This window comes from Citrobacter sp. RHBSTW-00986 (genome assembly GCF_013783065.1).
Taxonomy (GTDB): domain Bacteria; phylum Pseudomonadota; class Gammaproteobacteria; order Enterobacterales; family Enterobacteriaceae; genus Citrobacter; species Citrobacter braakii.
This window is the reverse complement of the sequence record NZ_CP056200.1, coordinates 2,226,954-2,249,714: the sequence shown is the minus strand read 5'-3', so window position 1 is coordinate 2,249,714 and position 22,761 is coordinate 2,226,954. Positions and strand designations below refer to the sequence as shown.

The following is a 22,761-nucleotide window of genomic DNA, read 5'->3' as shown; positions in this document are numbered from 1 at the left end:
AAACTTCCCCTGGCTTGCAGACGTAGCAACATCGCTACCGCTCAGTTAACATAGTGCTACCCTGGCGTTTTTACGCCGTTTTTTTATTCCAGGGAGTACTTTGTGTCTCAGCTTTGTCCCTGTGGTAGCGCTGTCGAGTATAGCCTATGTTGCTACCGTTATGTGTCCGGCGCGCAAGTAGCACCTACGCCATCACACCTCATGCGTTCTCGTTACTGTGCTTTTGTGATGAAAGACGCAGATTACCTTATCAAGACCTGGCATCCGGACTGTCATGCAGCCGAGTTTCGCGACGACATTATCGCAGGATTTAGCCACACTGAATGGCTCGGGCTGACCGTTTTTGAACAACAAACGGCAGACACAGAAAATATCGGCTATGTCAGCTTTGTTGCGCGATTTACTGAACAAGGTAAAACAGGTGCAATTATCGAGCGCTCTCGTTTTTTAAAAGAAAACGGTCAGTGGTACTATATAGACGGTACACGCCCTCAAATTGGACGAAACGATACCTGCCCTTGTGGCTCCGGTAAAAAATTTAAAAAGTGCTGCGGCTAATCAACGCCCGACAGTATCAATTTTGCAAACATTCTCAACAGGATCACCGCTGCAAATGCATTCATTACAACGAAAAGTGCTGCGTACTATTTGCCCGGACCAAAAAGGTCTGATCGCGCGCATTACGAATATCTGTTACAAGCATGAACTGAACATCGTGCAGAACAATGAGTTCGTGGACCACCGGACCGGGCGCTTTTTTATGCGTACCGAACTGGAGGGTATTTTTAACGACGTCACGCTGCTTGCCGATCTGGATAGTGCCCTTCCAGATGGCTCCATTCGTGAATTAACACCAGCAGGACGCCGCCGTATCGTCATTTTGGTCACCAAGGAGGCACATTGTCTGGGTGACCTGTTAATGAAGGCCAATTATGGCGGGCTGGATGTTGAAATCGCCGCTGTGATCGGCAACCACGAGACGCTGCGACCTTTGGTTGAACGGTTTGATATCCCATTTGAGCTGGTCAGCCACGAAGATTTAACGCGTGACGAACATGACCTGAAAATGGCCGACGCTATCGACGCGCACCAACCTGACTATGTCGTGCTGGCAAAATACATGCGCGTTCTGACACCAACATTTGTTTCACGCTTCCCGAATAAGATTATCAATATTCACCATTCATTCCTGCCAGCGTTTATTGGCGCTCGCCCTTACCATCAGGCTTATGAGCGCGGTGTGAAGATCATCGGTGCAACAGCCCACTACGTGAATGATAACCTCGATGAAGGCCCAATCATTATGCAGGACGTAATTCATGTCGATCACACCTACACCGCGGAAGACATGATGCGTGCGGGCCGCGACGTTGAGAAAAATGTATTAAGCCGTGCGCTGTATCAGGTTCTGGCTCAACGCGTCTTTGTTTACGGTAACCGAACGATTATTCTGTAATCGATTGATAATTGAATTGGTTACCTTTACATCTTTACGCGTAAAAATCAGACAACCAGTTCTTTTTTATCAACGGAATACTTTACAGGGGCGCATCATTTGATATGATGCGCCCCGCTTCCAACGGAAGCAGGCCAGTAACTAGCATTACCCCGTGGTGGGGTTCCCGAGCGGCCAAAGGGAGCAGACTGTAAATCTGCCGTCATCGACTTCGAAGGTTCGAATCCTTCCCCCACCACCATTCATTCCGATAGATTCATAAAATTAGTATACCCCTGGTGGGGTTCCCGAGCGGCCAAAGGGAGCAGACTGTAAATCTGCCGTCATCGACTTCGAAGGTTCGAATCCTTCCCCCACCACCATCACCTCATAAAGCACCAGCATCCAATCCATCTGTAATGTCTCATATTCTGCCCAAGCGGGAAGGATGAGAAGCTTCGACTAAGGTTCGATTCGAGCGTTAGCGAGAAAGCGTTGCCGCAGGTAACGACCCGAAGGGCGAAGCGCACCGCGCTGAGTAATCCTTCCCCCACCACCATCACTTCATAAAGCACCTGTATCAAATCCATCTGTAATGTCTCATATTCTGCCCCAGCGGGAAGGATGAGAAGCTTCGACTAAGGTTCGATTCGAGCGTTAGCGAGAAAGCGTTGCCGCAGGCAACGACCCGAAGGGCGAAGCGCACCGCGCTGAGTAATCCTTCCCCCACCACCATCACCCCATAAAGCACCAGCATCCAATCCATCTGTAATGCCCCATACCCGACCCTCGATCAAGCCTCAATTCTGGTCGGCAATTTGCCTGATGCACAATGCTTATCCGGCAATTAGTCGTAAAAAAACCCCGCCGGAGCAGGGTTTTGTCTTACACAGATAACTGATTAATGACGCGCACGAACAACCTGGTATTTGCGCGTCAGATATTCGACCGGAACGCTCCAGATGTGCACCAGACGCGAGAACGGGAACAACAGGAACAGCGTCATACCCAGCACCAGGTGCATACGGAAAATGAACGCAACGCCATCCAGATATTGAGACGCACCCCCCTGGAAGGTCACCACTGTCTGCGCCCAGTTCACCAGCTTCATCATCTCGCTGCCGTCCATATGCTGGGCGGAGAACGGAATGGTCAGCAGGCCCAGCGCACACTGGATCACCAGCAGGGAGAGGATCAGAATGTCCGCTCCGGTAGTGGTCGCCCGCACACGTGGGCTGAACAGGCGGCGTTTCAGCAGCAGGACGCCGCCAATCAAACACATCACACCACTGGCACCACCCGCGAACATCGCCATCTTTTGTTTCACTTCAAGCGGCAGCCACGCTTCATACATCCAGTGTGGTGTCAGCATGCCAAGGAAGTGCCCGGCAAAAATCCCCAGGATCCCGATGTGGAACAGGTTTGACGCCAGGTTCATCCCTTTGCGATCCAGCATCTGACTGGAAGCCGCGCGCCAGGTATACTGCCCATAGTCATAACGCAGCCAACTGCCAATCAGAAAGACAGAACCCGCGATGTACGGATAGATGTCAAAGAAGAACGTATTCAGGAAGTGCATTATTGCTGTCCTCCGGTGGTGATATTCAGATACTGCGGCGCAACGGCCCCGGCAAAACGACGCTGGTGAGCGGAAATTTCCGACTCACCACACCCCTGATCGGCGAAGAATTTCACCTGCTCTTCTTCCCAGACCGCATCCAGGGCTTGTGGGGTATCGTCACGCGCTTCATCTGCAATTTTTTCAGCCACTTTATCGCTGTCGATAACGGTATTCGCCAGTTTTAACAGCAGATCGAATAGCACCGCATAACGGCTTTCACGCTGTTGCAAGCGAGCGCTGAGCAGCGCCAGAATCGGCGCGATATCCTGTAACCCCCCTAATGCTTCGCTTTTCGGCAACTGCGCAAGGTATTCCAGATACAGCGGCAGATGATCGGGAAGTTCGCGGCTGTCGAGCTGCAGACCGTGCTGTTCATACTGCGCCATCAGGTCAACCATAGCCTGACCACGATCGCGGGACTCGCCGTGTACATGTTCAAACAGCAGCAACGAGGTGGCGCGGCCTCGGTCAAACAGTTCGCTATAGCTTGCCTGCACATCCAGCATGTCCTGCGCAGTGAGATCGCGCAGGAAAACGCCCAGAGTCTGGGCATCCTCTTTATCCAGGTTTTCAGATGACGCGAGTGCATCGAAAAGTTCCTGCTGATGCTGCCACAAGGCAGCATCCGGGTACTCGAGCAGACGCGAAACAATGACAAGTTCAATCATTGGTGCGGCTCCGTTTTGCTGGTCACATCGACAGCGTCGATGCGGCGGCTGTTGAACAGATTGAATTTAGTATCAGAACCGTGGCAACCATCACCGAAGGTAAAGCCACAACCGCTTTTCTCCGGGAACGCGTCACGTGCCAGTTCACGATGGCTGCTCGGTACCACGAAACGATCTTCGTAGTTAGCAATCGCCAGATAACGATACATTTCCTGTGCCTGCGCTTCGCTTAAGCCCACCTCTTCCAGCGCGCGGGTATCAACTTTACCGTCAACGGTTTCCGCACGTTTGTAGTGACGCATCGCCAGCATACGTTTCAGCGCCAACAGTACCGGCTGAGTGTCGCCTGCGGTCAGCAGGTTCGCCAGGTACTGAACCGGGATACGCAGACTGTCAACGTCCGGCAGAATACCGTTGCTGCCCAGCTCGCCCGCATCGGCGGCAGACTGGATCGGTGACAAAGGCGGCACGTACCAGACCATCGGTAGCGTGCGGTATTCCGGATGCAGCGGCAGCGCCAGCTTCCAGTCCATCGCCATTTTGTAAACCGGCGACTGCTGTGCGGCATCAATGACGCTCAGCGGAATACCATCTTTCAGCGCTTGTTCAATAACAGCCGGATCGTTCGGATCGAGGAACACGTCCAGTTGACGCTGGTACAGATCTTTCTCGTGCTCCGTGCTTGCCGCACTTTCGATCGCATCTGCGTCATACAGCAGTACGCCGAGGTAACGAATACGGCCTACGCAGGTTTCGGAGCAAACGGTCGGCTGACCGGCTTCGATACGCGGGTAGCAGAAAATGCACTTCTCAGATTTCCCGCTCTTCCAGTTGAAGTAGATCTTCTTATACGGGCAGCCAGTGATACACATACGCCAGCCGCGGCATTTGTCCTGGTCGATCAGCACGATGCCATCTTCTTCACGCTTGTAGATAGCGCCGCTTGGGCAGGTCGCCACGCACGCCGGGTTAAGGCAATGCTCACACAAACGCGGCAGATACATCATGAAGGTATTTTCGAACTGACCGTACATCGCCTTCTGCATGTTTTCGAAATTCTGGTCTTTGGCGCGTTTTTCGAACTCGCCCCCCAGAATTTCTTCCCAGTTCGGACCGCTGGTGATTTTATCCATCCGCTGACCGGTGATCAGCGAACGCGGACGCGCAATCGGCTGCGCCTTACTGTCTGCTGGGGCGTTGTGCAACGTTTGGTAGTCAAAATCAAACGGCTCATAGTAATCATCCATGCCCGGCAGATGCGGGTTAGCAAAGATTTTACCCAGCAGTAGTGCTTTGTTACCCATGCGCGGCTGCAGCTTGCCATTGATTTTACGGATCCAACCGCCCTTCCATTTTTCCTGGTTTTCCCAGTCGTTCGGGAAGCCAACGCCAGGCTTACTTTCGACGTTGTTGAACCAGGCGTACTCCATACCTTCACGGCTGGTCCAGACGTTTTTGCAGGTCACTGAACAGGTGTGGCAGCCGATGCACTTATCGAGATTCAGCACCATGCCGACTTGTGAACGAATTTTCATTTTACGCTCTCCTGTACCTGGTCATTGCCTTCGCCATCCAACCAGTTAATGTTCTTCATCTTACGTACAACTACGAACTCATCGCGGTTTGAACCGACGGTACCGTAGTAGTTAAAGCCGTATGCCAGTTGCGCATAACCACCGATCATGTGAGTTGGTTTCGGCGTAATACGGGTTACCGAGTTGTGGATCCCGCCGCGCTGCTGAGTGATTTCAGAACCCGGCAGGTTAACGATACGTTCCTGCGCGTGGTACATCATGGTCATCCCGGCCGGCACACGCTGGCTGACAACTGCACGCGCCGTCAGCGCCCCGTTGCTGTTGAAGACTTCGATCCAGTCGTTATCTTCGATACCCAGATCCTTCGCATCAACTTCACTCATCCACACAATCGGACCACCGCGAGACAGCGTCAGCATCAGCAGGTTGTCGCTGTAGGTGGAGTGGATACCCCATTTCTGGTGCGGCGTCAGGAAGTTGAGCGCTTTTTCCGGGTTACCGTTAGATTTCTCGCCGATCACCGCTTTCACCGAACGGGTGTCGATTGGCGGACGATACACCAGCAGGCTCTCACCGAAGTCACGCATCCACTGGTGATCCTGATACAACTGCTGGCGACCAGATAGCGTACGCCATGGGATCAGCTCATGAACGTTGGTATAACCGGCGTTATAAGACACATGTTCATCTTCCAGACCTGACCAGGTCGGACTGGAGATAATTTTGCGCGGCTGCGCCTGGATGTCGCGGAAACGAATTTTTTCGTCTTCTTTATTCAGCGCCAGATGCGTATGGTCACGACCGGTAAATTCACTCAGCGCCGCCCAGGCTTTAACGGCAACCTGACCGTTAGTTTCCGGAGCCAGCGTCAGGATCATCTCAGCAGCATCAATTGCGGTATCCAGCATCGGTTGGCCTTTCGCCGGACCGTCAGCCTTGGTGTAGTTGAGCTTACGCAGCAGATCCATTTCGCTCTGGGTGTTCCAGGCAATCCCTTTACCGCCGTTACCTATTTTTTCCATCAGCGGACCGATGGAGGTGAAACGCTCGTACGTTGCCGGATAATCACGCTCAACGGTCATGATGTGCGGTGCCGTAACACCTGGAATCAGGTCGCATTCCCCTTTTTTCCAGTCCTTCACGTCCAGCGGCTGCGCCAGTTCAGCGGCGGAGTCGTGCTGAATCGGCAGCGTAACGACGTCGGTTTCTTTACCGAGGTGGCCCACACAAACTTCAGAGAATTTCTTGGCGATGGCTTTATAGATTTCCCAGTCGCTCTTCGATTCCCAGGCCGGGTCAACGGCCGCAGACAGAGGATGAATAAACGGATGCATATCCGAGGTATTCATGTCGTCTTTTTCATACCAGGTAGCGGTCGGCAGCACGATATCGGAATACAGACAGGTACTCGACAGGCGGAAGTCCAGCGTAACGACCAGATCCAGTTTGCCGTCCAGTCCGTTATCCTGCCATTCCACTTCTTCTGGCTTCACGCCGCTCTGCTGGCCGAGATCTTTACCCTGAATACCATGTTCAGTACCCAGCAGATACTTGAGCATGTACTCGTGGCCTTTACCGGAAGAACCGAGCAGGTTTGAACGCCAGATAAACAGGTTACGCGGATGGTTTTTACCGTTTTCCGGCTGCTCTGCCGCAAAGCGAATAGAACCTTCTTTCAGGGATTTAACGGTGTAGTCCACCGGCGTCATACCTGCTTTCTGCGCTTCTTTCGCGATATACAGCGGGTTAGTTCCTAACTGCGGCGCAGACGGTAACCAGCCCATACGTTCAGCGCGAACGTTAAAGTCAATCAAATGACCGCTATAGCGGGATTTGTCTGCCATCGGGGACAGCAGTTCCTGCGCAGTCACCGTCTCATAGCGCCATTGGCTGGAGTGGTTATAGAAGTAGGAGGTGCTGTTCATATGACGAGGTGGACGCTGCCAGTCAAGAGCAAACGCCAGCGGCTGCCAGCCGGTTTGCGGACGCAGTTTTTCCTGCCCTACGTAGTGGGCCCAGCCGCCGCCGCTCTGGCCGATACAGCCACAGAACACCAGCATATTGATCAGGCCACGATAGTTCATATCGAGGTGGTACCAGTGGTTCAAACCGGCGCCGACGATAATCATCGAACGACCGTGCGTTTTATCTGCGTTATCCGCAAATTCACGGGCAATGCGCACAATCTGAGAACGTGATACGCCTGTAATTTTTTCTGCCCACGCTGGCGTGTACGCTTTCACGTCATCGTAGCTGGTCGCGCAGTTTTCATCGTTCAGACCACGTTCCAGGCCGTAGTTAGCCATAGTCAGATCGTAAACGGTGGTCACCAGCGCCGTAGAGCCATCGGCCAGTTGCAGGCGTTTAACGGGCAATTTATGCAGCAGAATGTTTTCCAGTTCGACTTTGCTGAAGTGCTCGGTGCCTTCGCCACCAAAGTACGGGAAGCCCACTTCAGCGATATCATCCTGGCTACCCAGCAGGCTGAGCTGCAGTTCAGTTTCATCACCGGACGTGCCATCGCGCTGCTCAAGGTTCCATTTGCCTTTTTCGCCCCAACGGAAACCAATTGAACCGTTCGGCGCAACCATTTCGCCGTTGCTGTTGATAGCGACAGTTTTCCATTCCGGGTTATTTTCCTGGCCCAGAGAGTCAACCAGATCCGCAGCACGCAGCATACGACCAGCAGCATAGTAGCCGTCGCGCTCTTCGAGCATCACCAGCATTGGCATGTCGGTATAACGACGAACGTAGTCGGTGAAATATTGGCTCGGGTTATCGAGGTGGAACTCGCGCAGCATGACATGACCCATCGCCATTGCCATCGCCGCATCGGTTCCCTGCTTCGGAGCCAGCCACAGGTCGCACAGTTTGGCGATTTCTGCGTAGTCCGGGGTAATTGCTACTGTTTTGGTGCCTTTATAACGAACTTCAGTAAAGAAGTGCGCATCCGGGGTACGGGTCTGCGGTACGTTAGAGCCCCATGCCAGAATGTAGCTGGAGTTATACCAGTCGGCAGATTCCGGTACGTCGGTCTGCTCGCCCCAGGTCTGCGGGGAGGCTGGCGGCAGGTCACAGTACCAGTCATAGAAGCTCAGGCAGGTCCCGCCAATCAGCGACATATAACGTGCGCCGGACGCATAAGAAACCATCGACATCGCTGGGATCGGCGAGAAGCCTGCGACGCGGTCAGGACCATAGGTTTTGATGGTGTAAACGTTAGATGCGGCAATCAGCTCATTCACTTCCTGCCAGGAAGAACGAACGAATCCACCACGACCACGCGCTTGTTTGAAGCTTTTTGCTTTATCGGCGTCTTCGATAATGGATGCCCATGCATCTACCGGATCGCTGTGCAGTCTTTTTGCTTCACGCCACATCTTCATCAGACGTTTGCGCATCAGCGGGTATTTCAGACGGTTAGCGCTGTAGAGATACCATGAATAGCTTGCACCACGCGGGCAGCCGCGAGGCTCGTGGTTGGGCATATCTGGACGAGTGCGTGGGTAGTCAGTTTGCTGGGTTTCCCAGGTCACCAGACCATTTTTCACATAGATTTTCCAGCTGCATGAGCCAGTGCAGTTTACACCGTGGGTTGAACGCACGATTTTGTCATGCTGCCAACGCTGGCGGTATCCATCCTCCCAGTCCCTGTTGGTATTGAGAAGCTGGCCGTGCCCATCGGCAAAGGTTTCGCCCTTCTGCTTGAAGTAGCGAAACCGGTCCAGGAATTTACTCATCGGTTTTCTCCTGTAGGAGCCTGACGGCTCTCTGATAAATCGACATTGCTTGATTGAGAGCGAAGGTAACGCTCTGAAAGGGCGTGAGAATTGATAACGATCAAGGCAGGCAGGGATGAAAATTGAGGGCCGATTTTCACATACCCCCTTAGTGGGATATCAATAAATCAATCAACATATTGAATTTTATTGATTTTTTTAAACTCACTTATCATACAAATGTTAAATTCTTTATAAGTGGGTATTAAGGGGTATCCCCCCTGTTTAGCATATTGCGAGCACCGTTCTAACAGGCTGTTGTCGTGCCACAACATAAAAGTATGTTGTAACTAATTGCAGGCAAAAAAAAAAGCGCGGTCTAACACCGCGCAATGGATAATCAACAGTTACTACTTTTTTACTTTTTAGAATGACGTCCGTACACCGCCCAGGTGATAACCACACAGGCGACATAGAAGATCAGGAATACTTTCATCGCATCGACCGGAGAGCCAGTTAATGCCAGGGACGTACCGAATGCTTTCGGGATAAAGAAGCCGCCGATCGCACCAATAGCTGAGATAAAGCCCAGCGCTGCCGCGGTGTCGGTCGCCGCCTCGCGCATCGCTTTCTCTTCTGAACCGCCTTCAGCTTTCACTCTGTCCATCGTCAGCTTGCGAAAGATAACGGAAATCATCTGGAAGGTTGAACCACTCCCCAGACCAGCCGTCAGGAACAGCGCCAGGAACACCGCAAAGAAGGCGATGAAGTTGCCACCGACACCGTTTGATGGCAGCGTCAGGAACAGTAAGGCACTGAAAATAGCCATCAGCACGAAGTTCACCAGCGTTACGCGGGTCCCCCCCAGTCGGTCAGAGATTGCGCCGCCTGCTGAACGTGCCAGGGCGCCAATCAACGGTCCAAAGAAGGCGTAATGCAGGATCTGTACCTCAGGAAACTGCGTTTTTGACAGCATCGCGAAACCGGCAGAGAAACCGATAAATGAACCGAAGGTTGCCAGATACAGCAGGCTCATAATCCACAGGTGCCCGCGTTTCAGCACCGGCAGTTGCTCTTTCAGCGAAGCTTTTGAGGTTGCCAGTTCATTCATACCAAACCATGCGGCCAGCGTTAATACAGCCAGGAACGGTACCCAAATCCATGCGGCGTTTGCCAGATACAGCTGCGTACCATCCGGTTGTTCAACACCCTGGCTGCCAAATGCGGCAAAGATTGACAGTGAAACCACCAGCGGAGCGACTAACTGCATCACGCTGACGCCCATGTTACCCAAACCACCGTTCAGACCCAGCGCGCCGCCCTGTTTCTGTTTTGGAAAGAAGAAGCTGATGTTTGCCATGCTGGAGGCAAAGTTCGCACCGGCAAAACCGCACAACAGCGAGATAATGATAAAGGTACTAAATGGCGTGGAGGTATCCTGCACCGCAAAACCTAACCATACGCAAGGAATGATCAGGATACCGGTGCTGAACGCCGTCCAGCGACGTCCACCAAACAGGGGGACCATAAAGGAGTACGGTACACGCAGCAGCGCGCCGGACACCGAAGGTAATGCCGTCAGCATGAACAGTTGTTCAGTGGTGAAATCAAATCCGACTTTCGGTAAGTTCACCGCCACGGCGCTAAATAACATCCACACGCAAAACGCCAGCAGCAAACAAGGGACGGAAATCCACAGGTTACGGCTGGCGATTCGATGACCACGCTGCTGCCAGAAGGCGGGATCTTCCGGCCGCCATTCAGTAATTACAGCTCCAGATGCCCTTTCCGGGGCAGATGAGTGACTCATAGACACCTCTGATACTTGTTTCGATGCCTGCCACATTAGGGTTTACAGCTGGAGGTAAGTTGATATAAATCAAAGGAAAAGGTGTCATTATTGATGCCTGAAATTTATCATCATCCTAAATGAGTACATAACTTCGGTAAAAAAGATGTGGTTTTTCACGCTTCTGTCGTCCCCTACTCCCCCTCGTTTAGGATCTCTCCCTCTGGCGGCAATTAAGGGGTAGCCCGTTTGAGGTGTGGGTATACTCCAGTGTATCGCCGAGAATAACGCCACTGCCTGCAGCAGAATCGTCATTCAATAAGGTTTTCGGTTTTACGAAAACCCGAAGGAACAAGTCACCATGTTTAAACGTTGTCTTTCCCCGCTTACGCTGGTCAACCAGGTGGCGCTGATTGTTTTATTGTCTACTGCCATCGGCGTGGCGGGTATGGCAGTCTCTGGCTGGCTGGTTCAGGGCGTTCAGGGTAGCGCGCATGCAATCAACAAAGCGGGATCGCTACGCATGCAAAGCTATCGCCTGCTGGCGGCCATACCGCTGGACGCCAACGATCAACCACTGCTGGATGAAATGGAGCAAACGGCGTTTAGCCCGGAATTGACGCGTGCCGCGCAGCGTGACGGACAACAGGCGCTGTTAAAAGCCTTACAGGATTACTGGCACACCAAACTGGCACCGGGGCTTGCGCATGCGCAAACGCCTGATGCGGTAGCGCAGGATGTCAGGCGCTTTGTGGGCGGACTGGATAAGCTGGTCACCGCCTTTGACCATACCACCGAGTTACGCATTGAACGCGTCGTCTTGCTGCATCGCCTGATGGCCGTATTTATGGCATTGCTGCTGGTCTTCACCATTATCTGGCTACGCGTGCGCCTGTTACAGCCGTGGAAACAACTGCTGGCGATGGCGCGAGCCGTCAGTCAACATGATTTTACCCAACGCGCACATATCAGTGGGCGTAATGAGATGGCAGCGCTGGGCTCGGCGCTGAATAATATGTCGGAAGAACTGGCCGAAAGTTACGCGGTGCTGGAACAGCGGGTACAGGAGAAAACGGCGGGTCTGGAGCATAAAAATCAGATCCTCTCTTTCCTGTGGCAAGCCAACCGCCGCCTGCACTCTCAGGTGCCGTTGTGCGAACGCCTCTCTCCGGTACTGAACGGCCTGCAAAATTTGACCCTGCTGCATGATATTGAACTGCGGGTCTATGATCTGGAAGATGAAGATAATCATCAGGAATTTACCTGCCAGTCCAATGTTAGCTGTGATGAGAAAGGCTGCCATTTGTGTCCGCGCGGTACGCTACCCGCCATTGACGGCGGTATCACACTGAAATGGCGGCTAACCGACGCCCATACCCAGTATGGTATCCTGCTCGCGACTTTGCCGTACGGACGCCATCTCAGCCACGATCAGCAGCAACTGGTTGATACCCTGGTTGAGCAACTGACCGCAACGCTTGCACTCGACAGGCATCAGGAGCGTCAGCAGCAGTTGATCGTGATGGAAGAGCGTGCCACCATTGCGCGCGAACTTCATGATTCTATTGCACAATCGCTCTCCTGTATGAAGATGCAGGTGAGCTGTTTGCAGATGCAGGGCGATGCGCTTTCAGATAACTGCCGCGAGCTGCTCAGTCAGATTCGTAACGAGTTGAACGCCTCCTGGGCGCAACTGCGCGAGCTGTTAACGACATTCCGTTTACAGCTGACGGAACCTGGATTAAGACCGGCGCTGGAAGCCAGCTGTCAGGAATACAGCGCGCGTTTTGGCTTTACGGTTAAGCTGGATTATCAGCTGCCACCGCGTCTGGTCCCTTCGCATCAGGCGATTCACCTGCTACAAATTGCGCGCGAAGCCCTGAGCAACGCCCTCAAACACTCTCAGGCCGATGAAGTAGTCGTGACGGTGGTGCAAAATGGTAAGCAGGTCAAACTTACAGTGCAAGATAACGGCTGCGGCGTACCGGAAAACGCCGAACGCAGTAACCACTACGGCATGATAATCATGCGCGACCGTGCGCAAAGCTTGCGCGGCGATTGCCGTGTACGCCGTCGCGAGACAGGCGGTACTGAAGTTGCTGTCACTTTTATTCCCGAAACAAACTTCACAGAAGTCCAAGGAGATACCCATGAGTAATCTGGAACCGGCAACCATCCTGTTGATCGACGATCATCCGATGCTGCGAACCGGTGTAAAACAGCTTGTCAGCATGGCGCCCGAAATCACCGTTGTCGGCGAAGCCAGCAATGGTGAGCAGGGTATCGAGCTGGCAGAATCCCTTGATCCCGACCTGATCCTTCTTGATCTCAACATGCCTGGCATGAACGGTCTGGAAACACTCGATAAGCTGCGTGAGAAATCACTGTCAGGCCGTATCGTCGTGTTTAGCGTATCCAATCATGAAGAAGACGTGGTTACTGCACTGAAGCGCGGTGCCGACGGTTATCTGCTGAAAGATATGGAGCCGGAAGATTTGCTGAAAGCATTGCAGCAAGCGGCTGCCGGTGAAATGGTGCTGAGCGAAGCCTTAACGCCGGTTCTGGCCGCCAGCCTACGCGCCAATCGTGCAACGTCCGACCGTGATGTTACCCAACTGACGCCGCGCGAACGCGATATTCTTAAGCTCATCGCCCAGGGCCTGCCTAACAAGATGATCGCCCGCCGCCTGGACATCACCGAAAGCACGGTAAAAGTTCACGTGAAGCATATGCTGAAGAAAATGAAGCTCAAATCACGTGTTGAAGCCGCGGTATGGGTGCACCAGGAACGTATTTTCTGATAACGCGCGCATGCGTCATTGTTAACGAGGATCATTTTCCGAAACGGTAGTAAACGGTTCGGTCAGTGATAGCGTGATCTCATTGGAAGAGACACGCTGGCCCTGCTCATCTTCTACCACCACAGACAACCGCCAGCGGTTCGTCGCACCTTCTCTGCTGTCCCACTTCGGCATAATAATCGTCCAGCCCTGCGCGCTTCGGTTATTGCTGCCAGCCGTTAAGCTCAACGCCTGAGTATCGCCCTGCCACGTCAGGTGGCGGATCCCATGCAAACTACGCACCTGCAGCTTCAGCGCCACCGTCTCTCCCGGTTTGAGATCCCAGGGGGGCGTGGCCAAAAATACCGACAGCGTTTTACGCTGGCGATACTCCAGCGTCGGCAAATTGTTACGCTGCGGATCGTCATAACGACTGCCGCGCAGTGAACGGCTGTTCGCCACCTCACTGACCATCAACTGTTTTTTTAACGGCACGCCAAAACGGTAACTAAGGGTTAAGCCGAGGTTATTCTGGCTGATGCCGCTTTCCCCCTGCTTATGCTGCGCTGTCACCGTGATCAGCGGCACCGGTGTATAGCTCAGCCCGAGGTTCACCGCCACCGGATTGTGATACCCGGTTCCCGAATGAAATAGATCCACCCGGTCGCCAAAATACTGTTCCACGCTGACGCTGGTATTGAGGTGTTGATAGAACGGCATCCGCATTTGCGCGGTCAGATCGTAGCCGCGGGCCATCCGTTGTTGCTGGGTTGCAAAACGATCCTGCCAGGAAGACAACGGTTGATAATAGTTAGCGGATAAGCGCAAATATTCGCCCCACGCCTCTGCGCCGAGGCCTCCGCGGGGCAGATTTTCATCCAGTAAGTTGTCATAAAAGGTGTTGTAACCCAGTAACCAACCGTCGCGTACCCAACGTTGCCCAATCCCCGCATTACTGACTAAGCCATCGTCCCGTTGCGTCACTCCTAGCTGGCTCCAGGTAAGATAACGTTGGTTATCCTGCCACGGCACAAACCAGCTTCCCCGACTCCCGGTAAAACTGCCTTCGTTATCAACTTGCAACCCGATGCTGGCGTTTCCCCAGGGAGAAAGCCAGGATTCCAGTTGCTGATTCACCTGTTCGCTGACCGTATCTCGCACCTGGCCAAACGCGAACTGCTTCGCCTGTTCACCGGTATCAAGCCCGTTATCAGTCATGCTGGCTTCACCAAACGCTTTGACCATTTCGGCAAAATGCTTTTCGCCTGCCCGCGACTCCGGGGCCATACCAAGATCGGGCAAGCCATCACTATTGTTATCGAAAGGGTTTTCAGCCTGGTGCACAAAGGACGACTGCGCGTTAGCAGTACCGCCTGCCAGCGGCAAGAGTGCGAATACAGCAAGAGAAGAACAGATAATACGGCTCAAATCGTTAGTGGTTTCTTACATCAATTAGCCACAGTGGCATACTTATCTTAAACCATAACGTTTTCAGCGTTGATTTTCAGCCCCTCCCCCTTTTTTCGGCATTATCCTGGCATTGAGAAATAGGTGTAACATACGTGTCGGTTATTAACGCTTACATGCAGTAACAGGAGTAAAAATGCAAAAGATAGTGATCGTCGCGAACGGAGCGGCTTATGGAAGCGAATCGTTATTTAACAGCCTGCGTCTGGCTATCGCCCTGCGCGAACAGGAAGCCGGTCTCGACCTGCGTCTGTTTTTAATGTCTGACGCCGTAACCGCAGGATTACGTGGTCAGCAACCCGCGGAGGGCTACAATATTCAGCAAATGCTGGAGATCCTGACAGCGCAAAATGTTCCGGTAAAACTATGCAAAACCTGCACCGATGGTCGTGGGATCACGGCGCTGCCGTTAATTGACGGAGTGGCCGTCGGCACGCTGGTAGAACTGGCTCAATGGACGCTGGCTGCAGATAAAGTGTTGACCTTCTGATACACCGTTTTCAGGCAAGCGCACTGAAAGTGTCGATAATTTCCGGATTTAATATTTGATGGGCGCGGTTTCGTTGAACGTTAGCACGCCCGTTCAACCCTTTTGAGGTGTTTTGTCACTTTTGTTTAATCGTTATGCCATTTTTTGATCAAAATCAGCATCCTGTTGCTCCCCCTTTGGTGTTATGCAATGAGTGAAATGTGAACAACATCACGCAGCACTTTCGACAGAAAGTACGTTGTTTTCAAGAACGGGGTGAAAAATGGCATTAGTGAAGGCAAGTTTAAAGTTATTTGGTGGCGATACGGTGGTTGTGCGCTGTTCCGAGCGCTGTCACATCCATCTGATGAGCGAAAAAAATCACGTCAAAGACACGCAGTCCGACATCTTAAGCGTGCAGGATCGTGATAACGCATGGTTGACCGTGCCCTATACCGGCGTCTGGAACGTGCTGATCGACAGCCACAGTCAGTCGCTTGAGCATTCGATAAGTTATATTGCAGCCTAAGCGTGACATGCCCGAAAAGCACCTGGCTTTCGGGCATACAATTCCACGCCGGGTTCAGGCAAACCCTGGCCGCATAACGCCTTCCGGCAGGTTCTCTCCCAACAATCGTTTGACCGTAATCACCAGATCATTAAGACAATCATCCTGCATCCCCAGCTTGACCAGCTCTTGTTCCAGCGAGAACAGATACTGGGCATTAGTGCCTAAAGGTCCGCTGGCCGCGGCAATAAGCGGCGCGATCACCTGCGCGCGCGTGTCTGACTCAAACAGCGGATGGCGCGGATCCATAATAAACACCAGCGCGTTCACCGTACGGCCGTCATCAAGCGCCAGCTGGCACCAGGTCGGCAGATAGCATCCGGTGATCATTTCTCGCTTCCACAACAGAGAAAGCTCTTGTTCCAGCGACGCGTCCGGCAAGCGGTAGGCCACACCGGTGGTACGTCCGCCCTCTTTCAGGGCCAGCATGCGTCCTGGCTGACACGCCGTTCCTCGCCCCGCCGTCAGGCGCAGACAAAATGCACGGTGCCAGCCGACTAATGTGCCGGTACAGGACTCTTCAAACTCTAAGGCCGGGTTCCACATCAACGATCCATAACCGAAGATCCACACCGGTCCATCATCTGGTCGACAAGCGAGCGTGGCGGCCAGTGAGGCTGCACGTTGTTCCGCTGACCAGAGTAGTGATTCTTCAATAGCACCAAATGCCGTCTTACAGTCGGCATTCAATAAAAAATCACGCGTTAACACCTTACACCTCCGCCACTGCTGCTTCCCTGCGACAACTTTTTTGACGCCTTCCGGGCTTTTTTACTGCTCATTTTGAAACCAATAGCTGGACAATAGGCAATTCACCGCTCGCTTGCAAGCCAGTAACCGCGCGGCGTAGCACGATTCGCTAACGCCTGATGCAAGCGAGTTTATAAAGGCATTATAATTGATACTGTTACGTCTTTTTATGCCATTTACCATCATCACCTTTTTGGTAATCATTTTTAACCGCGGCCCACGCCACCTTATGTGCCGTCTCTTCTCGGGTGGCATCGTCACGGCGGTCAGATTTGTCTTTATACTGTTCCCAGGCGCTGTTGAAAGCTTCTTTATAAATGTCCTGAGCATGGGGTGGCAGAACGTGCTGCACGCTGTCAGGCAGATCGCTTTTAGATTTATAGGGCATTGTGAACTCCTCTTTTTAGGCTAAACCTTAAGTGTGGTTAACAATGCGGCGAGACGCCAATAATGGACATTTTTAGAAATTTTCTTTACCTAACCTTCTGTTAATTAAACAGTCTATAAACAAGAAATTGGTTTTTGGCCGCTTTGAGAGGGAAAATAGGTGATGTAGTAAAATTTCGTAAAATGTCACCTACAAAACCACGTTTTCTGTTATTTTTTACATTCTTTAATACTTTTTATAATTATAAATACCTGCAGAGATGGAGAATTAATGCAATGACACAAGCACATGAGGCGGTAAAAACCCGCCACAAGGAGACCTCTCTCGTCTTCCCGATTTTGGCGCTGGTAGTCCTGTTCTTCTGGGGGAGCAGTCAGTCACTACCAGTGGTCATCGGTATTAATGCGCTGGCCCTTATTGGTATATTAAGCAGCGCATTCAGCGTTGTCCGTCATGCGGACGTATTAGCCCATCGACTTGGCGAACCCTACGGGTCGCTGATCCTCAGTTTGTCCGTTGTTATTCTTGAAGTCAGCTTAATCTCCGCATTAATGGCAACCGGCGATGCCGCACCTACGCTCATGCGCGATACGCTGTATTCAATCATTATGATCGTAACCGGGGGTCTGGTCGGTTTTTCATTACTGTTAGGTGGCCGTAAATTTGCCACTCAGTATATGAACCTATTTGGTATTAAGCAGTATTTAATCGCCCTGTTCCCACTGGCCATTATTGTACTGGTATTCCCGATGGCGTTGCCGGGGGCAAATTTCACTACCGCGCAGGCGCTGTTGGTGGCGTTAATTTCTGCGGCGATGTACGGCGTATTTTTGCTGATTCAAACTAAAACGCACCAAAGTCTGTTCATTTACGAGCATGAAGACGAGGGTGACGACGATGACCCGCATCACGGTAAGCCGTCTGCGCACAGCAATCTGTGGCACGCCGCCTGGCTTATCATTCATCTGATCGCTGTTATTGCCGTGACCAAGATGAACGCCAGCCCGCTTGAGACCTTGCTGACTGAACTGAATGCGCCAGTCGCATTTACGGGTTTCCTGGTCGCGTTACTGATCCTCTCGCCTGAAGGACTGGGCGCACTGAAAGCGGTTCTGAGCAATCAGGTACAGCGGGCAATGAATTTATTCTTCGGTTCGGTGTTAGCCACAATTTCGCTGACCGTACCGGTGGTGACGCTGATTGCATGGGCAACCGGGAATGATTTGATGTTTGCGCTGGGTGCGCCAGAGATGATTGTGATGGTTTCATCACTGGTTCTGTGTCAGATCTCTTTCTCCACCGGACGCACCAATGTGCTTAACGGTGCAGCGCATCTGGCACTGTTTATCGCTTATCTGATGACAATATTTGCCTGAGTATTATTTTAGACGTACCCCACGGTCCTCTTCAGGGCCGTTTTCTTTTCTGCCGATATAACACAATCGATGGCGCGTCTGGTGCCTGACGGCGACCTTTATACCCTTTTCAAATAGCAGGCCGGAGGGAAATTCCGGCCTGTCACACTCTCTTAGTTCTCGGTATCCAGCTCGTCGAAGCTTTTCACCAGGTCATCAATCGCTTTAATCTGCGTCAGGAACTGTTCCAGCTTCGCCAGCGGCAGCGCGGATGGACCATCGCATTTCGCATTGGCTGGATCCGGATGCGCTTCAATAAACAGACCTGCCAGACCAACCGCCATACCGGCACGCGCCAGTTCGGTAACCTGCGCACGACGACCGCCGCTTGCTGCGCCAAACGGATCGCGGCACTGCAGCGCATGGGTAACGTCAAAAATCACCGGTGAGTTGCCGGAGACTTTCTTCATCACGCTGAAGCCCAGCATGTCCACAACCAGGTTGTCATAACCAAAGTTCGCACCACGGTCACACAGAATAACCTTATCGTTGCCGCCTTCATGGAATTTATCCACGATGTTGCCCATCTGAGCCGGGCTGATGAACTGCGGTTTCTTCACGTTGATAACGGCACCGGTTTTCGCCATTGCTTCCACCAGATCGGTCTGACGAGCAAGGAATGCCGGAAGCTGAATCACATCCACCACATCAGCAACAGGCTGTGCCTGGCTGGCTTCGTGAACGTCGGTGATCACTTTTACGCCAAAAGTCTGTTTCAGTTCCTGGAAGATTTTCATCCCTTCTTCAAGGCCCGGTCCACGGTAAGAGTGGATGGAAGAACGGTTGGCTTTATCAAAGGAGGCTTTAAACACGTAAGGGATACCCAGCTTTTGAGTAACGGTTACGTAGTGCTCACAAATGCGCATCGCCAGATCGCGGGATTCCAGCACGTTCATTCCGCCAAACAGCACGAACGGCAGGTCATTTGCCACGTTGATGTCGCCAATGCTAACCACTTTTTGTTTCATAGGATCGCCTTAAACGGTAGGTAAAGTGTGATTAATCAATGCAATACAATTTGTTTGTGCGAAATAGTATTAATTTGCGCACGAATCATTTCGCTGATCGGGTCTTCCGGACACTGTTCAACGAAATAACTTAAATCTGTCAGCGCAACATGTTCGCACTCGAGTTGCGCGTATATTAAACCACGATCGCGAATTTCATACGGATCTTCAGGATTAAACTGCAATAGTGCTTCACTGGCACGCAGCGCCAGCTCCATTTGCCGCTCTTCCATCAGTGATGATTTCAGCGTGTCGAGCAGTTTGCGGATCACTTCCGCGTTATCCGCCTCATCCAGGTCTTCGTTAAACAGCTCCGCGACCGGGCTGATGTTCCCCTTCAACCACACTTCCAGCGTGTGCTCATTTAACGTTTCGCCATTGAATGGATTGATTAGCCACATTTCACCATCGAGCGACTCAATACGAAGGATCAGTTGCGTCGGGAAAATCACCGGTACCAGCGGCAGCTCCAGTCTGTTGGCAATCCACAATAAAATTGCCCCCAGAGACACGGCGCTGCCCTGCCGATTTTTCAGTACCTGGTCAAGCCAGAGTGCATCAGAAAGACGATAGACGCCGTGGGTATCCGTAAATCCCCATTCGCCGTAAAAAAGTGCCAGCAGTTTTTCCAGTTGCTCATCCTGAGACAGGAGCTGGCTAATTTCTTCTTGCGCCAGACTGACCAGACGTTCCAGTTCGTCATAGACAGTTTGTGTTGGAAAATCCAGACGGATAGACTCCGACGCCAGGATCATCCCATCACACAATGGCGCTTTATTAAATTCGAAATCAGCTAACGACCTCATGCTTACCCCAGTAACGGTATTTTTGTGGTGGCGAGTTTAATGATGATGTACAGCACCACCAGCGCCAGCGGAAATGCGACTAATCGCGCCTGCTGACTGCGCGCCCGACGATAATCGAGCGCAATAAAACCCAAAACGATGTAAATGATAACCCCAAACAGCTTTTCAGTCAGCCATGTCCCGTACTCAGTGAATGGCAGGATGTGCGCTTTAACCATTAGCGCCACGCCGCTGAGTAATAAAACGGTATCCACAACCGGTGGCACAATGCGCGTCCAGCGTGCGCAGGCAAGACGCGAGTCGGTGTAACGCCACCAAAAACGCAGCGTCAGCAAGCCAACGGAAAGCGCAATACTGATGAGATGAATGTTGAGTAACACACTGAAGGTACTCATGATGGGATGCGTCCAAGCGTAATTCGCTCGTTGCCGCCATAATCACGGCAGGTTTCAACCGTCTGGTAACCCGCACGAGTAAAGACGTCCCGGACGGCCTGCCCCTGCTGCCAGCCATGTTCCAGCAACAGATAGCCGCCAGGCGTTAACACGCGCTGAGACTGGTCAATGATATGCACGATATCCGCCAGTCCCCGATCGCCCGCCACCAGTGCCGACAGAGGTTCAAAGCGTACATCGCCTTGCGCCAGGTGGGGATCCTGTTCGTCGATATACGGCGGATTGCTGACAATCATGTCAAACTGCTGTCCCTGCAAAGCGCTGAACCAGTTGCTTTGCAGCACGCAAACATTGTCAATGCCCAGATGCTGTTTGTTGCGAGTGGCCAGCGCAACGGCATCCGGCATGCGGTCAACCGCCGTTACTGCGCAATCCGGACGTTCGGTTGCCAGCGCCAGCGCAATGGCGCCCGTGCCAGTTCCCAAATCGAGAATGCGGCATGCTGAGGCCGGCAGGCGAGCCAGCGCCTGTTCCACCAGACACTCAGTATCCGGACGAGGGATAAGCGTAGCCGGAGACACAAACAGCGGCAGCGACCAGAACTCCCGCACGCCGGTTAAATGCGCCACCGGCTCACCCCGCTGACGGCGCTCCAGTAATGTGTCGAGCTGTTGACGCTGCGCCTCGGTTAATACCGTTTCACCGAAAGCCAAAATAAAGGTGCGTCCCTTACCGGTAACAAACTCGAGCAAAATCTCGGCGTCACGGCGCGGGCTTTCACTTGCCTGTAATTGGCTTATCGCTTCACGCAGCCAGTGCTGATAATCCATTAATCCTGCTCGGACAACGCCGCCAGTTGGTCGGCCTGGTATTCCTGGACAATTGGCTCAATGAGCATATCCAGTTTGCCTTCCATCGCTTCATCCAGACGGTAGAGCGTCAGGTTAATGCGGTGATCGGTCACGCGACCCTGCGGGAAGTTATAGGTACGGTTGCGATCGCTGCGATCGCCACTGCCCAACAGATTGCGACGCTCAGAGGCTTCGGCCTGTTGACGTCTTGCCACTTCGGCGGCACGAATTCGCGCCCCCAGCACCGACATCGCTTTCGCTTTGTTTTTATGCTGCGAACGTTCGTCCTGGCATTCCACTACGATACCGGTCGGCAAGTGGGTAATACGGATTGCGGAGTCGGTGGTGTTAACGTGCTGCCCCCCTGCGCCTGATGAGCGGAAGGTATCAATACGCAGATCGGCCGGGTTGATGTCCGGCAGTTCGGTATCCGGCAGTTCCGGCATGACCGCGACCGTACAGGCAGAAGTGTGAATACGGCCCTGTGACTCCGTCGCAGGTACGCGCTGCACACGATGCCCACCGGACTCAAATTTCAGTCGACCGTACACGCCTTCGCCGCTAATTTTGGCAATGACTTCTTTAAACCCGCCATGTTCGCCTTCGCTGGCGCTCATGATCTCTACCCGCCAGCGACGCGATTCAGCGTAACGGCTGTACATGCGGAACAGATCGCCGGCAAACAGCGCGGCCTCATCACCACCGGTTCCCGCACGCACTTCGAGGAAGGCGTTACGTTCGTCATCAGGATCTTTAGGCAACAGCAGAACCTGCAGATGTTGCTCCAGCTGCTCGCATTTATCTTTTGCTTCACGCAGTTCATCCTGCGCCATTTCACGCATTTCAGGATCGTCGAGCATCATCTGAGCCGTCTCGATATCTTCCTGAACCTGTTGCCAGTCCGTAAAACAGCGAGATACATCGCTTAATTGCGCATATTCGCGCGACAGTGCACGAAAGCGTTCCTGGTCTGCGATAGTACCCGCATCCCCGAGCAGCGCCTGAACTTCTTCATGGCGTTCATGCAGGGCTTCCAGTTTGGCAACGATAGAAGGCTTCATAGGCGTAAATGCACCCTGTAAAAAATAAGATTGGTGT

Annotated in this window: 20 protein-coding genes, 2 tRNA genes and 2 other RNA genes; 11 read left to right on the top strand and 13 right to left on the bottom strand. The window is 52.7% G+C overall.

The window, feature by feature from the left end; translation table 11 throughout:
* Window positions 1-102: 102 nt before the first annotated feature.
* From HV345_RS11105 to HV345_RS11080, 6 genes are all read left to right on the top strand, one after another.
* Window positions 103-558: a YchJ family protein gene (locus HV345_RS11105; protein WP_131346108.1), complete on the top strand. Its 456-nt coding sequence runs from the start codon at window positions 103-105 to the stop codon at window positions 556-558.
* Between the two features lie 55 nt (window positions 559-613).
* Window positions 614-1,456 (top strand): formyltetrahydrofolate deformylase, encoded by an 843-nt coding sequence (gene purU, locus HV345_RS11100; RefSeq protein ID WP_181636633.1) that lies wholly within the window; start codon window positions 614-616, stop codon window positions 1,454-1,456.
* Between the two features lie 156 nt (window positions 1,457-1,612).
* Window positions 1,613-1,697, top strand: a tRNA-Tyr gene (locus tag HV345_RS11095).
* Window positions 1,698-1,733: 36 nt separating this feature from the next.
* A tRNA-Tyr gene (locus HV345_RS11090) sits at window positions 1,734-1,818 on the top strand.
* Between the two features lie 44 nt (window positions 1,819-1,862).
* A non-coding RNA gene (locus HV345_RS11085) (RtT sRNA) lies at window positions 1,863-1,994 on the top strand.
* 44 nt (window positions 1,995-2,038) lie between these two features.
* Window positions 2,039-2,170: non-coding RNA, RtT sRNA (locus HV345_RS11080), on the top strand.
* A gap of 166 nt (window positions 2,171-2,336) precedes the next feature.
* On the opposite strand, the gene narI is transcribed toward HV345_RS11080, so the two are convergent.
* From narI to HV345_RS11055, 5 genes are all read right to left on the bottom strand, one after another.
* Window positions 2,337-3,014 carry a respiratory nitrate reductase subunit gamma gene (narI, locus tag HV345_RS11075; RefSeq protein ID WP_181636632.1) on the bottom strand — a complete coding sequence of 226 codons (678 nt, stop codon included), beginning with the start codon at window positions 3,012-3,014 and terminating at the stop codon, window positions 2,337-2,339.
* A complete protein-coding gene (narJ, locus tag HV345_RS11070) occupies window positions 3,014-3,724 on the bottom strand; it encodes a nitrate reductase molybdenum cofactor assembly chaperone (RefSeq protein WP_049042853.1) in 711 nt (236 codons plus the stop codon). The genes narI and narJ overlap by 1 nt, the downstream gene beginning before the upstream one ends.
* On the bottom strand, window positions 3,721-5,259 hold the full coding sequence (narH, locus tag HV345_RS11065) for a nitrate reductase subunit beta (protein WP_003833388.1): 1,539 nt from the start codon (window positions 5,257-5,259) through the stop codon (window positions 3,721-3,723). The genes narJ and narH overlap by 4 nt, the downstream gene beginning before the upstream one ends.
* Window positions 5,256-8,999 (bottom strand): nitrate reductase subunit alpha, encoded by a 3,744-nt coding sequence (locus HV345_RS11060; RefSeq protein WP_047358964.1) that lies wholly within the window; start codon window positions 8,997-8,999, stop codon window positions 5,256-5,258. Before HV345_RS11060 ends, narH begins: the two co-directional genes overlap by 4 nt.
* 397 nt (window positions 9,000-9,396) lie before the next feature.
* Window positions 9,397-10,788 (bottom strand): NarK family nitrate/nitrite MFS transporter, encoded by a 1,392-nt coding sequence (locus HV345_RS11055; protein ID WP_016153284.1) that lies wholly within the window; start codon window positions 10,786-10,788, stop codon window positions 9,397-9,399.
* Between the two features lie 340 nt (window positions 10,789-11,128).
* On the opposite strand from HV345_RS11055, the gene narX reads away from it, so the two are divergent.
* Window positions 11,129-12,925: a nitrate/nitrite two-component system sensor histidine kinase NarX gene (gene narX, locus HV345_RS11050; RefSeq protein ID WP_181636631.1), complete on the top strand. Its 1,797-nt coding sequence runs from the start codon at window positions 11,129-11,131 to the stop codon at window positions 12,923-12,925.
* Window positions 12,918-13,568: a two-component system response regulator NarL gene (gene narL / locus HV345_RS11045; RefSeq protein WP_181636630.1), complete on the top strand. Its 651-nt coding sequence runs from the start codon at window positions 12,918-12,920 to the stop codon at window positions 13,566-13,568. Before narX ends, narL begins: the two co-directional genes overlap by 8 nt.
* A gap of 21 nt (window positions 13,569-13,589) precedes the next feature.
* On the opposite strand, the gene HV345_RS11040 is transcribed toward narL, so the two are convergent.
* Window positions 13,590-14,975 (bottom strand): YchO/YchP family invasin, encoded by a 1,386-nt coding sequence (locus tag HV345_RS11040; protein ID WP_181636629.1) that lies wholly within the window; start codon window positions 14,973-14,975, stop codon window positions 13,590-13,592.
* Window positions 14,976-15,150: 175 nt separating this feature from the next.
* On the opposite strand from HV345_RS11040, the gene HV345_RS11035 reads away from it, so the two are divergent.
* Window positions 15,151-15,504: a DsrE/DsrF/TusD sulfur relay family protein gene (locus HV345_RS11035; RefSeq protein WP_181636628.1), complete on the top strand. Its 354-nt coding sequence runs from the start codon at window positions 15,151-15,153 to the stop codon at window positions 15,502-15,504.
* 262 nt (window positions 15,505-15,766) lie between these two features.
* Window positions 15,767-16,012, top strand: a complete 246-nt coding sequence (locus HV345_RS11030) for a DUF1883 domain-containing protein (protein ID WP_003833405.1) — start codon at window positions 15,767-15,769, stop codon at window positions 16,010-16,012.
* Between the two features lie 54 nt (window positions 16,013-16,066).
* Here HV345_RS11030 and HV345_RS11025 read toward each other — a convergent pair whose 3' ends face one another.
* Both HV345_RS11025 and chaB read right to left on the bottom strand, forming a co-directional pair.
* A complete protein-coding gene (locus tag HV345_RS11025; protein ID WP_016156738.1) occupies window positions 16,067-16,762 on the bottom strand; it encodes a gamma-glutamylcyclotransferase in 696 nt (231 codons plus the stop codon).
* Window positions 16,763-16,958: 196 nt separating this feature from the next.
* Complete coding sequence (gene chaB, locus HV345_RS11020) at window positions 16,959-17,189, bottom strand: putative cation transport regulator ChaB (RefSeq protein ID WP_095715908.1); 231 nt, start codon at window positions 17,187-17,189, stop codon at window positions 16,959-16,961.
* A gap of 275 nt (window positions 17,190-17,464) precedes the next feature.
* Here chaB and chaA point away from each other — a divergent pair, with 275 nt between their 5' ends.
* Entirely contained in the window at window positions 17,465-18,565 is a 1,101-nt protein-coding gene (gene chaA, locus HV345_RS11015; protein ID WP_016153289.1) for a sodium-potassium/proton antiporter ChaA, read from the top strand.
* A 152-nt stretch (window positions 18,566-18,717) separates the two neighbouring features.
* On the opposite strand, the gene kdsA is transcribed toward chaA, so the two are convergent.
* The 5 genes from kdsA to prfA are packed head-to-tail and all read right to left on the bottom strand — an operon-like array spanning window position 18,718 to window position 22,724.
* Window positions 18,718-19,572, bottom strand: coding sequence for a 3-deoxy-8-phosphooctulonate synthase (gene kdsA, locus HV345_RS11010; RefSeq protein ID WP_016156739.1), 855 nt, complete (start codon window positions 19,570-19,572; stop codon window positions 18,718-18,720).
* Between the two features lie 35 nt (window positions 19,573-19,607).
* Window positions 19,608-20,417 carry an invasion regulator SirB1 gene (gene sirB1, locus HV345_RS11005; protein ID WP_003020775.1) on the bottom strand — a complete coding sequence of 270 codons (810 nt, stop codon included), beginning with the start codon at window positions 20,415-20,417 and terminating at the stop codon, window positions 19,608-19,610.
* Between the two features lie 2 nt (window positions 20,418-20,419).
* Window positions 20,420-20,812 (bottom strand): invasion regulator SirB2, encoded by a 393-nt coding sequence (sirB2, locus tag HV345_RS11000; protein WP_181636627.1) that lies wholly within the window; start codon window positions 20,810-20,812, stop codon window positions 20,420-20,422.
* Complete coding sequence (prmC, locus tag HV345_RS10995) at window positions 20,809-21,642, bottom strand: peptide chain release factor N(5)-glutamine methyltransferase (protein WP_075848720.1); 834 nt, start codon at window positions 21,640-21,642, stop codon at window positions 20,809-20,811. Before prmC ends, sirB2 begins: the two co-directional genes overlap by 4 nt.
* Complete coding sequence (gene prfA, locus HV345_RS10990) at window positions 21,642-22,724, bottom strand: peptide chain release factor 1 (protein WP_181636626.1); 1,083 nt, start codon at window positions 22,722-22,724, stop codon at window positions 21,642-21,644. The genes prmC and prfA overlap by 1 nt, the downstream gene beginning before the upstream one ends.
* Window positions 22,725-22,761 lie beyond the last annotated feature (37 nt).